Source organism: Vibrio cyclitrophicus, assembly GCF_024347435.1.
GTDB lineage: Bacteria > Pseudomonadota > Gammaproteobacteria > Enterobacterales > Vibrionaceae > Vibrio > Vibrio cyclitrophicus.
Window position 1 is genome coordinate 1,298,170 of the sequence record NZ_AP025481.1, and the last position, 20,551, is coordinate 1,318,720.

The window sequence follows — 20,551 nt, forward strand, 5'->3', positions numbered from 1 at the left end:
ATGCGATTTTTAAACAAGCCATTTTTATCAATGCTACTGACACTACTAATCGGTGTTTTCTCGTCACATTCTGTATTCGCAGCGACAGCTGTTGCGAGCGTTTCGCAAAACAGTGTTACCAAAGATGAAGTCTTCCTACTTAGAGTGACGACCGATGAAAAAGTATCGTCTGGAGCTTTAGATCTAGCCCCCCTTCAAAAGGATTTCTATGTCGGTACCCCAAGCTTTGGGTCGTCGATGAGAATCGTAAATGGCAGCCGCACTGTGTCTAGCGAGTGGAACATTACCCTTGCCCCACTTCGATTAGGCCGATTAGAGATTCCTAGCTTTGATATTGAAGGCGCTAAAACTAAGCCGATCACCATCAACGTTGCGGTTAACAAAGCCGCTCCAAAGCAGAGTGATATGGCCGAGTTTCAACTTAATCTGAGTAAAGACTCGCTATACCCTCAAGAGGTCGCGGAGCTTGATGTAAAACTCATCATTAAAGCTGATCCTAGAAGACTGCAAGATCCTAAAATTGCGCCACCAAGTTCAGCGCAATTAGACGTGGAACCGATTGGAGAGTCTAAGCAATTTCAAGATGTTATCAACGGACAAGAAGTCACGGTGGTCCAACAGTCGTTCCATATCTCGTCCCAAAAGCCCGGACAGTTTAAGCTCAACGGACCAAAGCTGACAGGAGCCGTTGTTTACTCAACCAACAACTCAAGCACAACGCGCCTTTTCCAGCTCGACACGCCTGTTAAAACCTTAGATGTAGCCGTCAAAGAGGTGCCAAAAGGCTACCAAGGTGAGTGGTTACCAACATCAAACTTCAAACTGATACAACAATGGTCAGATAGCCAAGGCAATGAACTGGGGAGTAGCAATGCTTTAGGTGACGACAAGCAGAAAATTGAAATGGAAGCGGGTGATTCGTTAACTCGTACCATTACTATGACGGCTAGCAACTTAACGCAGCACCAACTGCCGAAACTGAATATCACCTACCCTAAAACGGTACGTGTTTATGAAGAAAAACCGAAATTTGGCACCACCCAATCCGGTGATGCTGTCGTTGTCTATAAGCAGGTACTAATCCCTAAGGAATCAGGAAGCATCTCTCTTCCTGATGTTTCTCAAGCTTGGTTTAACACAGACTCACAATCACAAGAAACCAGTAACGCTCTTGGTCTTGAGTTGTCGGTTCAGGCAAGTGAACGCGCTAGCTCAAGCTCGCCAACGCCTGTTATGGAGACACCAACTCAGCAAGCCAGCCCGACGATTGTTACCGTTGAAAACCCAGGAATGTGGCCTTATCTAACCGCGCTGTTTGCAGCATTATGGTTAATCAGCTCAGCGTTTGCTTTCTACTTCTGGTCACGCCGCGGTACAGTAGTAAAACCAAAGCAAAAAGATGAACGTCAATCCGATACGGCAGAAGCGCTTATTGCCGCTCTGAAAATGAAAGACGGTGTGAAGACGAGAACTTTGTTCGAACAGTGGAAAACAGAAAACCCAGACTTGAGTGGTGAAACGTTGGAAACAATCGAAGCCGAGCTCGCCAAGCTAAATCAGAGTCTCTACGCTGAAGCAGATTCACCAAATCAGTCATGGGATCCTAGATTGGCGATCAATACGATTAAAAAGCCAAAGCGACTTTCTAGTAAAACTCAGAAGAGCACACTAGAGAAGCTCTAACTATACGTAACTCTAACTAAAGTACATAGACAACAACCCGGAGCCGTGATGGTCACCATTTGACTACCACGGCTTCTTGTTTTCTTAGGCTTCGTTTTAAGAAAATAGAAATAACGAGAAAACCAAATCCGTTCGATTTCGTTAGAATTTGAAAGCTAGGGTCGAGACTAAGAGCTAAGAAAGCGTTGCCGAAACCTTTCTTCTCTTGAGTGCAGAAACAATTCGATTTCGACCTGAGTCTTTGGCTTGATATAAGGCTTTATCGGCCTTGCCATACAATAAATCGAAGTCGAATTGGCGTTGATCAGAGGTGATTGACGCATAACCGACAGACGCAGTTAGATATTGGCTAGTGCTGCTTTCACAATGGAGGATCTTAGCCTCTTCAATACATTTTCGAATCGACTCCGCACGTTGCTTGGTTTTGGAGTGATTGGTACCGATCATCAATAACATGAACTCCTCACCACCAATGCGGCAGAAGGTTTCTTTGTCATTGTAAACATGATCGTTTAATATTTTACCTATCGTGCGCAAAGCTGCGTCACCTTCCGTGTGACCATAAACACTGTTGTACAAACCAAAATGATCGAGGTCGACTAGGATCAGCCCGAAAGTGACTTCATGTTGTGTGACGAACGCCCCTTGGCCGTCACAATTTAGATCATCTAAAACCTGAGTCAACATACGGCGATTACCAAGGCGGGTCAGCGGATCGAGCTTAGATATCACTTCCAACTGTTGGTTCGCCAGTTCTAATTCTTTAGTCCGCTTGCTGACTTCTTGTTCCAATGTTTCGTTAAGCTTTTTGAGCTCTTCTTGTGCCATGGTTCTTTGCAGCACTTCAGCAAGACTTGAGGCAAAGATACGAATCACTTCACGTAATTGCGAGGTTAAAGGGCTACGAGTTAACAAGTTATCTGCAGCAATAAACGCAATAGGCTCACCCGTATTGGTTGTGAGCATCGTCATGGCTGTCCAACCGACACCCACAATATTGAAGTCGTGATAGATAGGTACTGACTCTTCAAAGGCGACTTGATTCGGACAAGCCCGAGCGGCAGCAACAATATCGCGCTCCACCAGCTCAGAACGGTAGTAAGACTCATCGACAATATCGCCTTTAATATCCGTGCCCCACGTACCTTGCATGTAGCTGCAATTTTTATCAGTAAGGAAAACCGCCAGTCGATCGATCCCTAGGTGTTGAATAGCAAAACTTACCGCTGACTTGCACACTTCGCTAACAGTATCACAGCGAGATAGCTCAACCATGCTTGAATGAAGCATGCGTATATTCTGCTCCTGCCGTTTACGAATGTAGATCTGAGAAAGAAGTGAACCAAATGACTCGAGCATTTGCTTTTGATAGTTGGTAATTGGCGAGCGGTGAATGTAATTGTCCATCGCGATCCAACCCACCGGTTTCTCTCCTTCACGCAAGATAAGCATACCATTCCAGCCCTGCCCAACCACTTGCCCAGCGGTGTATAACGGAGCTTGCTCAATGATAACTAAATTGGTGTGATTATCCGACAATGCCTCAATGTACTCTGATTCTAACTGATGTAAATCATACTGAGTATGATGCTCACTGTTTGTTTTACCCGCTTCATCAGTGCCATACGTTCCACTAAAACAGCGCTTTTTCATATCCAGTAGCATGAAAATAGCTCGGTCAAAACCAAGCCTATCTCGAACAGCCTCAACAGAAGCTTTATACAAGGCATCCAAAGATTCTGGGTTAGAAAGTTCTAACGCCACCTGGTGAACCAATTTCATGTTCTCTACGAACAATTCACGGAGCTTAATTTCATCAAGATATTGAGCTTCTCGTGTGTCTCTGTGTTTTATCTCAGTGGCTGCATTCTTTTCAGCACGAATACATTGCCAACGAGCTGCTGCTAACTGTAGGACATCAAGCCCTTGGTTAAAGGTTTGATTGACCTTTTCTGTATCGCAATTTTGAACAATTAAATAAGTTCTACAGGCAGGCGCATTATCAAGCATCATGATAAATGACTCGCCACCCAACACGTCGATATGTTCCCACTTGCACGTATTGATAGCCATAGGCAGCACACCGTCAGCGGTATCGAACTGGGAAATCCAAGGCCAAAAGGTTGAAGGGTAATGAACAAGAGCAGTTAACTCGCCACAAGAAAATAGAGGTAATGAATCACTTTGCGGTGTTGGTTCCGAGAATATGCCAATTCCTTTGGGAGTCAGCACCTCCTCAAGGTAATCAAAAAGAGATTCAGCTAATAAACGGTGGTCGCGTGTTGCAGATATTTGTTTTGCAAAGGCTTTAACAGGCACAACTTCCGTCCATTGGCTAAAAAGAATAAAGCAAAAATACAGAAGCCTTGATATGCAATCAATGTAAGTAAAAATGAGATGTTAAGCGAGTCGCAATTTCGCTTTTAACATTATCACAAGCATGAGAAGGGCGACAAAAATGGGATTTCCTGCCCAATTTTCAATCGACGTTGGAGGTTTTTTAAAGGCATAAAAAAGCCCCACATAAAGTGGGGCAAAACTTCCATCGCTTATAGTTATAGTGATAATTCTGTCGATCGATTCGATTATCTAACCTGGTTTCAGTTAGCGTGCTTTGGTATTTGACAGCGGAAACAAAAGGTCATAACAACACTTAAATAATCAATTAACCAAAGTCACCGTTTACGTAACCTTTGGTACGATCATCTTTGGGTTCGCTGAAGATAACACTTGTTTCGTTGTGCTCTACAAGCTCTCCCATTAGGAAGAAAGCTGTGCGGTCTGAAATACGACGCGCTTGCTGCATAGAGTGCGTTACGATAACGATAGTGAAATTCTTCTTCAGGTCTTCCATCAACTCTTCAATTTTATGAGTCGCAATTGGGTCGAGTGCTGATGTAGGTTCATCCATCAAAATCACATCAGGTTGCATCGCGATTGTACGAGCAATACACAAACGTTGTTGTTGACCACCCGATAGGCCGAATGCGTGTGCTTTCAAACGGTCTTTCACTTCATCCCACAGCGCAGCACCACGAAGTGAACTTTCAACCACTTCATCAATATGCTTTTTGTCTTTAATACCCTGAGCACGTAAGCCGTAAGCGACATTTTCGTAAATGCTCATTGGGAATGGATTGGGCTTTTGGAAAACCATGCCCACTTTGATACGTAGGTCTGCAACATCGATATTGCCGTAGATGTTGGTACCGTCCATTTCAAGAAGGCCTGTGATTTTCACACCCTCGATAAGGTCATTCATTCGGTTAAGGCAACGCAATAATGTTGATTTACCACAACCCGACGGACCGATCAAAGCCGTCACTTGACGCTCTGGCACTGGTAAATTAATTGATTTAAGTGCTTGGTTGTCGCCGTAAAAAAGGTCTAAATCTTTAATATTAAATTTGTTCATATTCGTAATCTCGTAATTCGTCAAAGTCTGTACTGCGTTTGTTTTATGAGCTCATTTGGCTCAAGAAAGCTCTGCTTAGTAAGTTGCAGTGTTAAAACGTCTTGCGATCAACTTAGTGAGTGTGTTGATCAGCAGTACAAGAACAATCAGTACTGTTGCTGTGCCGTATGCTTGATTCCATTCTTCAATGGTAAACAGTTCCGTCGTTAACTTATATAAGTGAACAGTTAGTGTACGGCCAGAGTCCATCAATGAATCTGGGATACGAGCAACCATACCAGCGGTCAAGAATACGGGTGCTGATTCACCAATAACACGACCAATACTCAGAATAACTGAAGTGATGATACCTGGCATTGCACTTGGAAGAATCAAACGCCAGATTGTGTAGATTTTAGAAGCACCCAACCCATACGAACCTTCACGGTAAGTTTGAGAGACTGCCATCAACGCTTCTTCAGTGGTACGAATAATCACTGGAAGAATCAGGATACTCAATGTCAACGCACCCGATAGGATAGAGAAACCTAAACCTAAAATAGCCACGAAGAATGTCATACCAAACAAGCCAAAGATAATCGACGGTATGCCCGCTAATGACTCGGTACAAAAACGAATGATTTTAACTAAACGGCTGCCTACTTTTGCGTATTCAGTCAGATAGATTGCTGTCATGATGCCAAGCGGCGCCGCAACCGCGATCGAAGCGATAACCATGTAAATCGTAGAGATGATCATCGGGAAAATACCGTGCTCATCACCAGTACGAGTGTAATCGTCAGTAATGAACTTCCAATCAACGTGCTGTAGACCGTTAGAAAGGATGTACCACATTATCCAAAATAAGAAGCCCACAGTAAGAGCAGCAGCAGCCCAGATAAAGCCACTCAATACCGCATCTTTACGTGCGCGAGCTTTCTTTAGCGCAACTTTATTCATCGTTTTACCTTGCGACTTCGTAGGGTTAGCTTGAGGTGTTACGTTATTTTCTAAAGACATGATGTTTACCTCGCCTTCTCACGGTTCAAGTAAAGTAGAATCGCGTTCAGAGACATGATGAACACAAGGAGAACAACACCCGTTGCGTACAACGCACTTGCGTGAATACCACTTGCGTAAGACATTTCAATCGCAATATTCGCCGTCAGTGTACGAGCTGAATCTAAAATACCTTCAGGCATCGCTGGTGCATTACCCATCACCATAATGATTGCCATCGTTTCACCTAATGCACGACCAATACCAAGAATCACACCAGTCATGATGCCTGAACGAGCAGCAGGAACGAGAAGCTTGAAGATGGTAAAGATTTTTGAAGCACCTAACGCTAAAGAGCCTTCTTTATACGTTCTTGGCACCGCGCGAATTGATGTTTCAGAAACTGTGATTACCGTAGGAAGGATCATTACACCCAATACAATAATACCAGCCAAGATCGTGTTACCCGCAGGCACTTGAAACACATTTTGAATCAGGGGAACGATAATAACGAGGCCAAAGAAGCCATAAACTACCGAAGGGATGCCCGCTAGCAATTCAACAGCAGGACGAATGATGTCTGCTAGACGCTTTGGCGCGATTTCAGCAATGAAGATTGCCGTTAATACACCAATAGGCACCCCAACTACTACCGCACCCAATGTCGATACGACAGAAGCTACAATCATGGTAGCAACACCGTAAAGTGCTGGTGGTAGCCAGTTTTGCCCTAAAACGATACCTGATAGGCCCGCTTCACGGAATGCTGGGATACTTTCTCTAACGATGAAGTAAGCAATAACAGCAAGAGATACGATGCCGATAATTGCGCTTGTAAGAAATAAGCCGTGAAAAATACGCTCTTTCCAATCTACACGCTTCTTTTGACGTAAGCTGCGTTTCAGTTGAGTCGCTTCGCTATTCATAAGCTGTTCACTATTCGTTGCGATGGTCATAACAAGTCTCACATATCGATAATCCTCAACACGCTATGTAAGCGCAGGATTAACTCGAAGTGGGATAGAAAAGGCTCAGCCTGAAAAGGTAGGCTGAGCAATATTATTAATTTGGGTTTAGATTAGTTAACTGCGATGTAGCCTTTGCTCTCAACAAGAGACTGAGCTTCGTCAGTTAGCATCCAATCTAGGAACTTTTGAGTTTCAGCAGAAGGTTGACCTTCTTTGTAAAGCACTAGGAAAGGACGAGCCACTTTGTAAGAACCGTTCTTAACGTTGTCTACTGATGCTTCAGTACCGTCGATAGCAAGTGCGTTAACTGAGCTATCCACTGTACCTAGAGAGATATAGCCGATTGCGTAAGGGTTAGATGCAACCATTGTTTTTAGTGCGCCATTGCCGTTCGCAACTTGAGCACGTTGAGAGATTGCCGATACCTTTGTACCAGAAATTTCCATTTTAAGAGCCATGATGTCTTCGAATGCACCACGAGTACCAGATGCCGTATCACGAGTGATTGCTACGATTGGCTTGTCTGCACCACCAACGTCTTTCCAGTTTGTTACTTCACCCTTGTAGATAGCCGTTACTTGCTCAGCTGTTAGTCCGTCAAGACCATTCTTAGGGTTAACAACAACTGCGATACCGTCACGAGCAACCACTTCTTCAACGAGTGTTGCTTCTTTCTCGCTATCTTTAAGATTACGAGAAGACATACCTAAATCTGCACTACCGTTCTTAGCTGCTTTTACACCAGCAGAAGAACCTGGGCCTTGTACTTCAACAAATACGTTTGAATTCGTTTTCATGTATGTTTCAGAGAAAACTTCCATCAGTGGAGTCACGCTGCTTGAACCAACTGCTGAAATAGTTTCTTTAGCTGAAGCTGGAGTCACTGTTAGTGCACCTAAAAGAGCGATTGCACCGATAACTGTCTTTTTCATCACAAATTTCCTTTAATGGCGTTATTGCCGTAATGTTGTGTTTTGCTTGAACGGTGCCCACTTTAGAATCCAAATATGACAGTTGTGTTTCACTTAATTGAAGCCTATATGACAACTGCAAATTAATGGCTCATTTTTCCTCTTTTTAATGAATCGGTAGTTACACATCCATCAGGTTCGCTTATCTCCACACTTATTTGTGTAGAATTCAGACGCCAAACAACCAACCTCCCTTCTATTTATATCGAACGACAACCAATATATTTCTATGTTTTTCAATCAAATAGGCGTAACACAATTGAGAGTAATGTGCAGCTAAATCGCAATTTTGAACAATAAACAATCATGTATATCAAATACCTATCGCATATAACAAAATGAATACCTTTACTGATTGAATTGTCAGTCTCATTAGTTAGAATCCCCAATCAATTTTAATAATAATAATTCTCATCTACTAAATTATTCAAAGAGGGACATTAAATGCGCCAACTTCTCAGTGGCTTATCTATAAAAATACAGATCCTTATTCCGGTTCTATTTTCCGTCGTCTTATTATTGGCTGGCGTCATTATCGGTGGGGATAAACTCGAAAGTGCTTTTAAAGATGTGTCAGTTTCAACCGATGAGTTGATCCTACATAAAGAAGAACTCAGTGAAATCGTCGACAACAGTTACGGTATGCGTATCAAAGCGATTTACAGCTTATTTAATGCAGACGATGTGAAAACCTTAGTTGAGACACTAAACCAAAAACGTGACCAAAATGCGCGTCTATTAGATTCATTGAACACCGTTACAGGAATGCAGGAAGAAGTCACTGCAATGCGTAAAGCGATGAATCACTATGTCGATTTTTCGTAATCGTTCACCAAGGTAACTTGACTTGATATTAACGGAGGGTGAGAGTCACCTATAGATCAAAGACGTTGGGGTACGGTCTCTTCGCCACAACAGCCGTGATGATTTCACTCAACACCGACATTGCTGATAGACCGCGCTTTTTGCAGGTTTCGATGAGTGTGTGGATACGACTACGGAATTTATCACCTGCATCCGAGGTCGTTCCGAAGCTAATTTTCCTTTGAATGACAAAACCTCTAATACATCGCTCAGCTTCATTATTGGTTAAGGGGATTGATGTTTTCTTGAGGAAAACCCACAAGCTCTCTCTATGTTTAAGCAGTAACTTGCATCGCCCTCGATACCGCTTGACCATCACATCTGTCCCTTTTCTCAACCAATGATCGAACGATTTTTGTAGCCTGTGCATTCGCCGCAAGTACAGTGAATAATCCAATTCACCTTGTTCATAACGATGCCGAGTATGGAAAATGGCGTTCGTCAGCAAACAAAGATGTTTGCCAATATAAGCGGTGTGGCCACCGCCACTATAATCCGCCATTTGCTGAAGATTGCGCTTCACATGTGCCCAACATAACTGATGACGGTCTTCGGCTATCCAGTTATAGCTTGGGCACTGGTCACTGACCACAATACCTGCATAGTCTTCATCGATGACCTTTTTTGCTGAGGAGGTAGAGCGTGAATAGAGTATTTGTTCATAGACAAGGTCATCACTGGCCACTAACCAACACCAACGAAGGCTTGTTTCATCATTTCGGTGATGAGAGGTTTCGTCAGCATGAATCAAAGGCGCTTTCTTTAACGCTTGTTTTATCGCTTGATGCAATGGCGTTAGCATTGAAGCGACCTTCGTTTGCGCTTCGCTAATCGCACCGACCGAAAAGGTTGTGCCAAGCTGTTCTTTGAGTAGAGATTGGATTTTCCGAACGCTGAGGTGATATTGCCCTGCAAGCACGCCAATGTAACTTAATAAGTTCGGCCCTATAATCCCTTGCGATGCATCGTCAGGCTTTTGAGCCTTGACGGTTTCTTTGCAGTGCCTACATTGACCTGAAAATAAACGGTATTCGGTGATATCGACAGTGGGTTTTGGAATATCGAAGACCTGATGGCGATAGTATGGCCCACCTTGAACCTCAATGTCAGATTGAGCGCAACAAGGACAAGTTTCAGGGAAACAGTCAATGATGACATCCGTTTTTTTTAACGGTGAGAGCTTTCGTTGATGCCCTGTGTGGCCTTGTTTAGCTCCTCTCGAATTGCGACCACCAGAGCTTTCAGCTTTTTTCGCTCATGGCGATCTTTAGGATTGTCTGAAGAGGGCGATTTTGAAGAGTTTTTGGAGCTAGTGGTTAGCTTGTCTTCATAATGTCGGAGCTGTTCCCACAGCTCATCAATAAGCACCTTAGCCTCATTCAAATCTGAGACTTCAGGTGGTGCTTCTTGGTATTTAGGTGATTTTTTTCTAGTCATGAAACCATAATGGCTTCCCAGAATGATCACTCAAGACCCAAAGTGGGATCAATTGCGTAAGGTCACACTTTTTATGTCAATAGGGCTTGGTGAACACTTACGATTTTTCTCGTATCACCATGCTCCCTCTCTTGACCGCAAAACACGGCAATACAGCGCTTCCCTCTAATTTTGATGCCAGTTACCAAACCGCTATCGACCAATACCGTCACGCGGGAAATGAAATGGTACAAGCTATCAATACTCTTTCTAAAAAGCTGAATCACATTGCTACCCAAGAAGTCCACATCAACGGTCAACAACATACCAGCACGCTCAATACAGCGACGATCGCACTTTTAGTCATACTTTCTGCTGCTCTGCTTATTAGTTGGACACTGGCTGGTGTCATCGTTACACCAATCAGTAATATTCAGGAAACCATGCGTGAAGTGGCAAAGGGCAACCTGTTAGTTAAAGCAGATGAACAAGGTAACAATGAAATTTCACGTCTTGCACAAGACGTAAACCAATCTGTTGAACAACTGCGAGACACCGTAAGTTCACTATCTCGGATCAGTATCGAAGTGGCGTCAGCATCGACAGAGCTCGCGGCTGTAATGACACAATCAAGCGCAAACTCAGATCAAGAGAAGCAAGAAGTGGAGCAAGTTGCTTCTGCTGTAAACCAACTTGAGAGCACAGCATCGCACGTAAACGAGAATGCAGTACAAGCCGACTCAGCTTCCAAGCAAGCCGACGAAATGGCAACACACAGCATGAGCTTGTTTAATGAGAGCAACCAAGCTAATGAGCAAATGGCGACTCAGCTGAGCGAAGCGGCAAACGTTGTAGGCACGTTAAAAGAGCACTCCGAGCAGATTGGTAAGGTAATTGAAGTAATTCAAAGCATCTCTGAGCAAACTAACCTTCTTGCACTTAATGCAGCAATCGAAGCCGCACGAGCTGGTGAGAGTGGCCGTGGTTTCGCAGTGGTAGCCGATGAAGTTCGAATGCTGGCTGCTCGTACGCAAGATTCAACCAAAGAGATCCAAGCAATTATCGAAGGCTTGCAGGTTCAATCGGGTAACGCCAATGAGAGCATGAGCAGTTCACTGTCTATGTTAGAGCACAACCAAACGCTCTCAGGTGAGGTGAGTGCAGCCCTTTCTGGTATTGCTAACTCAGTAACCGACATGACAGAAATTAACACTCAGGTTGCCTCTGCCGCAGAAGAACAAAGCCAAGTGACTGCAGACATCAACCGTAATATCTCAAACATCTACAGCCTAGTAAGCCAAAACGTAACCGGTATTACTCAAGCCGCAGCAGCGAGCCACGAGCTATCTAACTTAGCCGAGCAGCAAAAGCAGCAGTTGGATTATTTTAAGGTATAGGGTTTAAAGTCTAAGCTTCAGATCTAAGTTAAGACCTATATGCCAGAACCTAAAAGGCCGTGGAAAACCACGGCCTTTTTATTTACGCATTAAGAACTAAATCATTCTGCAACTAACAAGACGCTAAATTTATATTGTGCGGCGTTGTACTGGTAAACCTCACCATTAATCGAATCAAACGTCATCACGCTCTGACCATCACTCGCAGGAGTTGAACTCCATATATAAACGGCTAAGTTTCCAGCTTCAACGTTAAACGTATCACCAAACACCTTGTGACTCATTGCTGGAGAGTGACAAGCCACTTCTTTTAATGACACTAATTCTTTGATGTTTGGCATGCGCCACTCTTTTTCACCACCGAACTTATGCAACGCATGACTGCCACTCTGATCATTGATTGATTCAACCATAGAGAGCGCACTCTGCCAGTGATACGTTTCAGCAGGCCCACTACAAGCTAATGTCTTCGTATCCCAAGTTTTACCCAGTTGGCAACGCATCCAAGTTAACCCTGTCAGTTCATCGCTAAACGTCCCATTATCATTCGCAACATAACGCGTGCTCGGAGCCGATTTTTCCATATCTAAACTGCACTCTTGTGCCATTGCACCCGCAGAAAACAGAGCCATTAAAGTGATGGAGAGTAAATTTTTCATATCTATTGACCTTGTAGTGAAACTAAACGAATTGGGAATTGGAACGAGTCATAATTATCCGAAGAATCAACATCACCTGAATAGATCTCTATAGAACCAACAACCCCTCTGTCTGAACCCTGGGTTCCAATCTCGTTGTAATAGAAGCCACCTTCAACAGCTGTGTTTGTATATTGGCTATAAGTAATGGATTGAGTCCATACCGAACCAGTGTAAGCCGTATAGTCAATACCAAGGGTTTGATGTGGGAAGTACTTGTAAGTTAAACCATAAACTTCACCATCCGAGTTGGTTTCTGTCTCACCGAAGTCGAGCACGTTGTAGAATTCATTGAATGTTGGCAAGCGCCAATCTGACTTGCCGCATAAGTTCATTGCATTGATATGTTCAACGTAATCTTGAGTGGTACATATCGCATCGCCTTTCGTTTTACACGTCGCTAAATCAACATCTTGATCGTAAGGCGTTACTAGTCCGGGTAGCTCAAGCGCTAATATGCGATCTTTATATTGAATAGAGCTTTCGTCATCCGTTTTCGATTCCCAAATCAAGCCACTGCGTTGATCCAAAACACAAGACCACTCCGCAGCATCATCAGCAAGCACCTGACCACTTGAATCTAACTTTGCGAACTGGAAACCATTGCCGGTATTGTCATTCAGCTCTGTTTTATCAAAGCCGTATTCTGCATCTTGACCTGGGAATGAACTCTGTGGTTCAACGACATTTTGTGTGTCATCGATGTCTGAGAAATAGCGTAAAACACCCGTATCATTCAATGCTGTCGCAGCTTTTAGCTCTCCTTCGAGGAAATTTGCAAAAGCAGTAACTTGGTCATTAGTGAGTACTCCACCTACATAATCGGCCGCACTCTTATCAAATTTCGCACTCAATTGAGCCAGCATGAACGCACGATTAGAGTGCTTAAACGCCTTAATTGTTGATACGATATTTTGTTCCAGACTCGCGAGTTCAGATGCAGATAAATCGTCTTGAATATCGCCAGATATAGTGATGCCACTTTTCGCCAACTGCGCTTTTAATTTGTTGTTAGCCTCAGCAACTGTCAATCCGTCCGCGACATAACCCGCCAATAGTGAACTGATACCATTAATCTCATTTCCCGTATTTTTTTGAAGACCGGGAGCGGCAATATAAGCGTAAGAAGATGCAGAAGCGCTCGTGCTATTGGCTGCAATCCCCGTATCCACCTGAGCTAACAAAGGAACCGATAAAATCGACTTCTTAGTACTAGTAATACTAAATTCGCCATTCGCGTTAGCCGCCGAGCTTGGTTCTCCACTATCACACATGTAGTTTTGATTTATGTCTGCACAGACCTTACTTTGTAAATCTACATTCTGTGCTGTCACTGTACCTGACACTGTATAGGTTGGTGCTGCTGATGCAGAGGTATCGGAACCGCCCGAACCACCGCAGCCAGCAAGAGCCAAAGAGATGGCCAAAATTGTCAATTGAGGTTTCATAGAGTTATCTTCTTGTTTTGTTTTTAAAGAGCCTTGCCATTAGAGACAAGTAACGCGTACCAAATGACCTGCCGAACGAGAGCAAGGACATGAATAGAATTGATATGAGTGAAGCTGAACCACCAGAAGAGCCACTGGTAACTGTTGGTTCTTCTGGTGAAGTCGTTGTTTCTCCACATTCGTATTTCGAAATCGTGCCAAGCCCCCACCGTTTTAAGTGCCCAGTTTCACCATTTACGTAATCGGCAATTTCTAAACGCCAAGACCCGTTAGTAGGCTCACCCTTAAACGAATCAAGAACCGAGTCATGCTTAAGTGTGAAGTAACCATCAAAGCCAGAAAATCGCGTCGATTTATGGTTAAGTAAATCGACTCGTGTTCCCTTCGGGGAAATAAGGGTCACCACTAAATCACTCAACCGAGGGTGATCGATATCTAAATACAGACCGAAATTTTCGTCTGCGGTCTGAGCCGTGCCATTTAGAGTGAAATTGAATGTTTTAAAGCCAACGATCGGCTGATTAGTTGAGCTAAACCGGCTATCAGGAAGGTAACTGTTCACTTCTTTGATATCGGATTCGAGTACAGGTAAGCCATATACAAGAGACAAATCATGCTGCCAATTGTGTAATTTGAGGGCGTCGTTGTATCGGTAGTCGACACTCGTATTCATGGCGACTGAAGAACCACACATCTCGCCGGTCGGAAGTGTCGCCTCTATCGACAACTGATCAACCGGATCGCTAACGAACGACTTCACCAATTCTGAAATATTGATTTGGCCATCCACTTGAGCCTGTCTTAATGTTGGGTACAACTCAATCGTCAACGGCTTCTTTGGATCAACATAACGGTCAGGAGCCTCTACTTTAAATGGCTCGATGATCAATCCATGCACATCAAACTTTTGCTTCAATATTTCAGCATAATCTCGATTTGGATATAGTTGTTGAGCCACAAACAGAGTGCTCTCAGCTAGGTCATGCATTTTCAATCCACGACCTAGCCCATACATAGACTCGAGTACGATTGAATCGAACTCGTTAAAAGCGATCTCACCATACTGCTCAACTGAGGCTTTCAGAGCCTGGAATAAAGGCGTTGACCAAAGCTCATCACCTAGTTCACCAGCAACACTTTCATGAGGGCGATATTCTGCTTGTCTAAAGTAACGTGCCCTTTGGTTCCACAGGCTACGCGTGGTATTCCTTACCCCGAAGTAACCATCCCAGTTAAAGACAGTATCTATCTCGAACTCTTGCCCGCGAGTCTGTGCATTTTCATATTGAATACGAAAGCTAAAACTACCCGCCCAGTAATCTCCAAACCCTTCACCGATGGCACCTGTATGGCCGTAAGCCCAATCTTTTACGATGTGATAATGAATCCCATGGCCAAGCTCATGCAGAATCACATCACCATCTAATGCATCAGGTGAGCCACCGCCAATACCAAATAAAGCCGCTTTGGGGCCATAATAGTACGTCGAGTTATCTGCAGATAAGCCTCTGCCATCGAACTCAAGAGGGGCATCAAACAGATCAAAGCCCAAGCTGCTGATATAACGTAAAGACTGATCTAGATGAGCAAATACCATCAATTGTAGGAATCGCACATCTTGCCAATCCACATTTTGCAGCTCGTTCAGATCCGCAAACTTTGTGAGCCCCTCAGCTGCGAGAAAACTTGAAGTGTCACGGTTCGTTACAGCACCTGAGTCTGGGTCAAGTGAATACAAGGCTGTTGCATCAACCTGAGATATACGAGCATTGGTAAGGTAGATACCATCGCTGTGGTTCAATACCTCCACATCCGCTTGCACGTAGTGTGGGAGGCTTGGATATTGACTCACATCGGTGAGCAAACTTTCTGGTGGCGCAGCTCTATCCATGGTTCTTAAATCAGGACTGAACACATTCACATGCGTCGCAACCACTTGGCCACTGCTTAAGCTCGGCGCACGCTCTGCTTCTAATAAGCGAGGAACTTCTAGCTCAGCAGCCGTTGTCGGATTTCCGTTGAGTAACACGGTATTTTCTAAGCTTCTGAAAACGCGTGAAACCTGCTCGTCAGAGTTAGTGGATAGAACCACAGATTTCTGTTGTTGGTACTCACCTTTGATCAATAAGTCGAAGTTATAGTGGTGTCCCAACTTAGACTGTGTTTCATAGCGAAACCTCAGCGTACCAACGTCAGGATAAGCTTCTTCTAAATACGCTTTGGCTTCCTGCTGCGTTGTTACAACAATATTACCGAGAGGGTAATCCCATTCGGCAGCACTGCTTGTTGCTGAAACCAACAACAAAGCAATGTATAGAAGACTCTTTTTCATATGTCCTCCTTAAAACGCATACTTGGCGTTAACGGTGAAGTAACGACCAGGCTCTGTAGAGTAAACTTTATTACTATCAGCTATGCCCGCGACATCTTGGTAACGGATGTATTCTTTGTCGAAAAGGTTGATAACATTAGCGCTGACATCCAAACCGAAGGTCCAAGAGTAACTTACGCCAAGGTCAACACTCGCCCAGCCAGAAGTAGTCGCACAGTCAGTAACGATACCTAAATCATCTTCACATTGAGGGACGTTATCCATCGCTTGCGCCCAATTAACCTGCGCATAAGCGGAGAAGGCGTTATCGTCATAAGTCACCTCGGCATTACCTTCCCAAGGTGTTAGCGTACGAACTTTTTCTCCGTCCTCATCTTCTCCATCAACGTAGCCGACTTTAGTACTCACACTCCAAAAATCGCTTAAACGGTGTGCAAGAGAAGCTTCAATGCCATATGTCTCGACTCCATTTACGTTTTGATACTGCTTGTAGTAGTTACCTGTATTTGGATCCGGCACAAATGAGATCTGTTTAACGTCGATAAAATTATCGAACTTTTGATAGAAAACGGCCGCATATAGCTGTGTTTGTCCATTATCAAACTTACTGCCTAATTCAAACGAATCACTGGTTTCGGCCTCTAGGTCCATATTAGGCACAATGACAAATGGGGTAATTGGGACAAAATCATGGTTCTGATAACCATAAATTTTGTCATAACCCGGTGCTCTAAAGCCGTGGTTGTACGAAAGGTATGTATTTAGCGAGTCTGTTAACTGATAACTCACCGATAAGCTAGGAGAAAACTCACTCGAATTTTGTTCCTTCACTTCATAGTCATTGATTGTGCTCTGTGATTCAGGTTTCAACTGGTGTAAATCAACACGGGCTCCTGCCGTCACAGTCCAATGGTCAATTTCAATCGCGTCACGAATAAAAGCAGCAAAATTGTACGAGCGGGCTGGAGCAAAAGGGACATCCGCGTTAAGTGACACTCCGTTCCAATCTAAAACAGAAGATTGACTTGGACGCTCATGGAGGTTGGTTTCCATATTCACACCATAAGACAAGGTATGGTTCATGTTTTGATGTTGGAATGCGCTAATAAAATCGGCGTTTACACCGAGAAGCTGATCCGTAAAACCACGAATATCAATCGTTCTACGTAACTCAGAAACGTTATTGTTGTTTCGAGACATCAAACGATTAGTGGTATCTTCATTAGTCATATCACGCCAATAAATCTTGGCATCTAATTCCTCAAACCAAGTATTGGCAGGTAGATACTCAAACCCCGCATACGCAGAGAACGTCTCGGTATAAGACTGTTGGTCAAAATCTTCAGTGTCCCATTTACCGTCCTTTTGGATCTTAGAAGACCCTTCTTTACGACTTGAATTCTCTTTGTAATACTCGACATTGCCTTTGAGCATCAGAGCGTCACTTGACCAGTAGTTCAGGGTGTAACCACCACCGACGCCATCGATACTTCGGTTATATAGGTCTTCATCAAAATTACGGGTTTCTTCACCTTCCCAATAAGAAAGATTAACCAAGCTTTCGAATTTCCCCGAACGGAAAGCAAGGTTTGTCGCACCTTTGTATTTATTACTGATACCGGTATAGGTTGCAGAGACGTCGCTATAGAAATCTTTATCGTCGAGGTAGTCTCCCGGCTTTTTAGATCTCACAACCACAACACCACCAATCGCACCGGACCCATACACAGACGAGCTCGCACCTTTGATGACTTCAATACTGTCGAGGTTCGACATATCGAATGAGTTGCGCCCTATTTTGTCGTTGATGTCATTAGCCCCAAAACCATCAGCAGATTTTATCCCGTCTTTAACAATCAAAATCCGGTTACCTGTCATACCGCGAATAGTAATGTTTTGCGGTCGGCCTGCCCCCCCAGAAACACTGACTCCAGGTTCACTTTTTATTGCGTCGTAGAGTTCTGTTGCGCCTTTTTTTTCTAGGTCTTCACCCGTGATCACAGCAACTGAACCTGCTACTTCAGATAACGGTTGCTCTATTTTGTTCGCCGTTACGAGCACCTCTTCAAAGTGGTAAACCTCAGATTCGGCGTGCACGACGTTGGCAGCAAGTACACTCAGTACTGCCGCTGATAGGGGGGAAAGCTTCATTTACTGCTCCGCTTTAATGTCTTTCAGGGTAAGTGATAAAAGGAATGCGTATTCAAACGCTTGTTGCGCTAAGGATTTTCGTCTATCTGTCGAATGTCCTTGAGTAAAGTTTGTCGACAATAAATAGGGCCCACTTCCAGTCGTTAGCTCGCTTAATTTTGCGTAATACTTAGCCCCTTCCCAATAGGGAACGCGGCGATCGTTGAGGCCAACTTGAATCAATATCGGTGGGTAATTTTGTTCGCTAAGATTCAGATAAGGGTCATATTGCTGCATGACCTTCAATTCATCGGCAATGTTTGGATTGCCCCACTCACCGTACTGCTGAGCTGTTAGAGGTAATGCAGAATCAGACATGCTATTAACAACATCAACAAATGGCGCTTTAAGGACAGCACCATCAAACAAGTCAGGAGCTTGATTTAAAGCTGCAGCAACAAGAGTGCCACCAGCACTTCCACCCATCGCATAAATAGGGCGCTTACCAAGATTGTATGCTGTCAAATCACGAGCAACTGCGATGAAATCCAAGATGGCATTTTCTTTTTTAATCCCCTTACCGGCTTGATACCAAGACTCACCATAAAACCCGCCCCCACGAACATGTGCAATTGCATAAATAACACCTTCATCAAGTAAGCTAATAATTTGTGGCATGAAATAGGGCTTCATCGCCATGCCATAAGCTCCGTATCCATACAAAAACACTGGTGTGGTCTTAGTCAATTTGTCTTTGCGATAAGCCAGTGTGACTGGAATTGTTACCCCACCAGAATTCACCATAACTTGCTCGGTTTGATACGCTGATTGTTGGTATTGAGGGTAATGGTCTTGAGAGAAGCGTTCTCGTTGTAAAGTATCAGTATTTAACCGGTCCCACTTTGCTGGCTGAGTCAAAGACATGCTGCGAATATGCAATTTGTTACTTTGGTAGTCGCCCACTTGGCTTACCCAAGCAACTTGGCCTGCGTCAGCCAATAACTGGCTTGAACGATAGCGGTTATCTTTGTCGAGAAAATTTAGAGACTGAGACGCACCACTTTGGCTAACAACCACAGCGCCGGATTCAAACAAATAGAAGTTACTGATTCTAGACTCGTCCGTTGGTTCAAAAACCGCTCGCCAGAGGTTGATATGTGGAGCCTGAGTAAGTGGTGCAGAGTAAAAAGCAAAATCATTGCGGTCGTGATTGCTGTTTGCAAACAACATAGAATCCGAAACATCAACGTAGTATTCCACCCCAGTTTTTCGTGGTAATAGTGGTTTGGAGATTTCACCGTTATCGAGGTTTAACAAACGTTGCTCGCTGGAGTTTTCACTGTTTGCCTGAACGACAGCAAATTGCTTATCACTTGAAAGGTAATACGAAAGCAACCAAGCGGAATCCAACTCTTCCGTTAATTGAATCGGCTTTGACTCATTTAAGAAGTATTTCGTTAGCGCATAAGGTCTCGAAGTTTGTTGTTCAAGTTGAATCAAATACAGAGATTGACCGTCTTTCGACCACGCAAGCGAACTGTCTACATTTTGAGCTACTAGTGTGACTTGCTGAGTTTTAAGATCAACAACACTCACTCGATACTGTTCAGTACCCGTAATATCTTCTGCTATTGCGAGCTTGGTTTTCGTTGAGTCGAGTGCCCAATCACCTAACTGATAGTAATTGTGCTCCGTAGAACGAGCATCAATGTTAAGCAACTCGGTCAAATCCTTACTCCCAACTAATCGGGACAATAAGGTTCTTTTGCCCTTGTGATTTAGGATCGCATACTCGTAGCCACCGATTTCCTGCCATGGTCTATCGGCTCGTTCAGGACGATTGTCTTGCCATTTCTTTTGTAGGGATTCGCTCAGAGATCGAATACGTTCTTGATGCAACTGAGTTTTATCATTCTGTTGATTGAGATAATTAAGTACTTTATTCGCACTACGGGAATCATCTCTGAGCCAAGAGAACTGATCCGAAGCACCAACTCCTGCCGACAAGACCAAAACAAAAGCTAACAACACAAATGCTTTCATAAACAAAACAAATCCATACGCTAAATCAATAAATTTCGCGCATGATGCACCCAAACGATAATGAGATCAATTATCATTTACATAGATATGTGATGCCAGTCACGAGAAGAACGCTAATTTATGATGCGTTACCATTGCAATATCAGGTGTTATTTAAATTTGCATATGAATAACAAATCAGTCAATAATATTGATTATATTGGATTTG

12 protein-coding genes and 2 pseudogenes are annotated in these 20,551 nt (G+C 43.7%); 3 read left to right on the top strand and 11 right to left on the bottom strand.

Annotation, left to right across the window (positions count from 1 at the left end):
* Window positions 1–1,683 carry a BatD family protein gene (locus OCW38_RS20565; protein WP_016767406.1) on the top strand — a complete coding sequence of 561 codons (1,683 nt, stop codon included), beginning with the start codon at window positions 1–3 and terminating at the stop codon, window positions 1,681–1,683.
* Between the two features lie 174 nt (window positions 1,684–1,857).
* On the opposite strand, the gene OCW38_RS20570 is transcribed toward OCW38_RS20565, so the two are convergent.
* The 5 genes from OCW38_RS20570 to OCW38_RS20590 all read right to left on the bottom strand — a co-directional run bounded on the left by OCW38_RS20570 (window position 1,858) and on the right by OCW38_RS20590 (window position 7,976).
* Window positions 1,858–4,002: a sensor domain-containing diguanylate cyclase gene (locus tag OCW38_RS20570; RefSeq protein WP_010431504.1), complete on the bottom strand. Its 2,145-nt coding sequence runs from the start codon at window positions 4,000–4,002 to the stop codon at window positions 1,858–1,860.
* A 346-nt stretch (window positions 4,003–4,348) separates the two neighbouring features.
* Window positions 4,349–5,098, bottom strand: coding sequence for a phosphate ABC transporter ATP-binding protein PstB (pstB, locus tag OCW38_RS20575; protein WP_010431506.1), 750 nt, complete (start codon window positions 5,096–5,098; stop codon window positions 4,349–4,351).
* Between the two features lie 75 nt (window positions 5,099–5,173).
* Window positions 5,174–6,037, bottom strand: a complete 864-nt coding sequence (gene pstA / locus OCW38_RS20580; RefSeq protein WP_010431509.1) for a phosphate ABC transporter permease PstA — start codon at window positions 6,035–6,037, stop codon at window positions 5,174–5,176.
* A gap of 65 nt (window positions 6,038–6,102) precedes the next feature.
* Window positions 6,103–7,032, bottom strand: coding sequence for a phosphate ABC transporter permease subunit PstC (gene pstC / locus OCW38_RS20585; protein ID WP_010431512.1), 930 nt, complete (start codon window positions 7,030–7,032; stop codon window positions 6,103–6,105).
* A gap of 122 nt (window positions 7,033–7,154) precedes the next feature.
* Entirely contained in the window at window positions 7,155–7,976 is an 822-nt protein-coding gene (locus OCW38_RS20590) for a phosphate ABC transporter substrate-binding protein (RefSeq protein ID WP_010431515.1), read from the bottom strand.
* Between the two features lie 483 nt (window positions 7,977–8,459).
* On the opposite strand from OCW38_RS20590, the pseudogene OCW38_RS20595 reads away from it, so the two are divergent.
* Window positions 8,460–8,837, top strand: a pseudogene (locus OCW38_RS20595) (methyl-accepting chemotaxis protein); the annotation flags it as partial.
* Between the two features lie 52 nt (window positions 8,838–8,889).
* Here OCW38_RS20595 and tnpC read toward each other — a convergent pair.
* Window positions 8,890–10,316, bottom strand: a protein-coding gene (tnpC, locus tag OCW38_RS20600; protein ID WP_261894982.1) for an IS66 family transposase whose coding sequence is annotated in 2 segments (ribosomal slippage) — window positions 8,890–10,124 and window positions 10,124–10,316 — 1,428 coding nt in all. Because the reading frame shifts where the segments join, the coding sequence is not laid out codon by codon here.
* Between the two features lie 101 nt (window positions 10,317–10,417).
* Between tnpC and OCW38_RS20605 the strand changes: the two are divergent.
* Window positions 10,418–11,692 (top strand): annotated as a pseudogene (locus OCW38_RS20605) (methyl-accepting chemotaxis protein); the annotation flags it as partial.
* Between the two features lie 101 nt (window positions 11,693–11,793).
* Here OCW38_RS20605 and OCW38_RS20610 read toward each other — a convergent pair.
* From OCW38_RS20610 to OCW38_RS20630, 5 genes are read right to left on the bottom strand one after another with little or no spacing between them, the layout of a single operon-like run.
* On the bottom strand, window positions 11,794–12,351 hold the full coding sequence (locus tag OCW38_RS20610) for an Lcl C-terminal domain-containing protein (RefSeq protein WP_010431524.1): 558 nt from the start codon (window positions 12,349–12,351) through the stop codon (window positions 11,794–11,796).
* A 2-nt stretch (window positions 12,352–12,353) separates the two neighbouring features.
* The gene (locus OCW38_RS20615) at window positions 12,354–13,838 is read right to left on the bottom strand and encodes an Lcl domain-containing protein (protein WP_016767402.1); all 1,485 of its coding nucleotides are present in this window, start codon (window positions 13,836–13,838) and stop codon (window positions 12,354–12,356) included.
* Between the two features lie 4 nt (window positions 13,839–13,842).
* Window positions 13,843–16,170, bottom strand: coding sequence for a proprotein convertase P-domain-containing protein (locus OCW38_RS20620; RefSeq protein WP_010431532.1), 2,328 nt, complete (start codon window positions 16,168–16,170; stop codon window positions 13,843–13,845).
* Between the two features lie 9 nt (window positions 16,171–16,179).
* Window positions 16,180–18,321: a TonB-dependent hemoglobin/transferrin/lactoferrin family receptor gene (locus OCW38_RS20625; RefSeq protein ID WP_010431534.1), complete on the bottom strand. Its 2,142-nt coding sequence runs from the start codon at window positions 18,319–18,321 to the stop codon at window positions 16,180–16,182.
* Window positions 18,322–20,343, bottom strand: a complete 2,022-nt coding sequence (locus tag OCW38_RS20630; protein WP_065612637.1) for a prolyl oligopeptidase family serine peptidase — start codon at window positions 20,341–20,343, stop codon at window positions 18,322–18,324.
* Window positions 20,344–20,551 lie beyond the last annotated feature (208 nt).

What these genes read in the sequence shown, in the direction of transcription:
- OCW38_RS20565 (WP_016767406.1), top strand. Translation starts at nt 1, where the DNA reads ATGCGATTTTTAAACAAGCCATTTTTATCAATGCTACTGACACTACTA.
- pstB (WP_010431506.1), bottom strand. Translation starts at nt 5,098, where the DNA reads ATGAACAAATTTAATATTAAAGATTTAGACCTTTTTTACGGCGACAAC.
- pstA (WP_010431509.1), bottom strand. Translation starts at nt 6,037, where the DNA reads ATGAATAAAGTTGCGCTAAAGAAAGCTCGCGCACGTAAAGATGCGGTA.
- pstC (WP_010431512.1), bottom strand. Translation starts at nt 7,032, where the DNA reads ATGACCATCGCAACGAATAGTGAACAGCTTATGAATAGCGAAGCGACT.
- OCW38_RS20590 (WP_010431515.1), bottom strand. Translation starts at nt 7,976, where the DNA reads ATGAAAAAGACAGTTATCGGTGCAATCGCTCTTTTAGGTGCACTAACA.
- OCW38_RS20610 (WP_010431524.1), bottom strand. Translation starts at nt 12,351, where the DNA reads ATGAAAAATTTACTCTCCATCACTTTAATGGCTCTGTTTTCTGCGGGT.
- OCW38_RS20615 (WP_016767402.1), bottom strand. Translation starts at nt 13,838, where the DNA reads ATGAAACCTCAATTGACAATTTTGGCCATCTCTTTGGCTCTTGCTGGC.
- OCW38_RS20620 (WP_010431532.1), bottom strand. Translation starts at nt 16,170, where the DNA reads ATGAAAAAGAGTCTTCTATACATTGCTTTGTTGTTGGTTTCAGCAACA.
- OCW38_RS20625 (WP_010431534.1), bottom strand. Translation starts at nt 18,321, where the DNA reads ATGAAGCTTTCCCCCCTATCAGCGGCAGTACTGAGTGTACTTGCTGCC.
- OCW38_RS20630 (WP_065612637.1), bottom strand. Translation starts at nt 20,343, where the DNA reads ATGAAAGCATTTGTGTTGTTAGCTTTTGTTTTGGTCTTGTCGGCAGGA.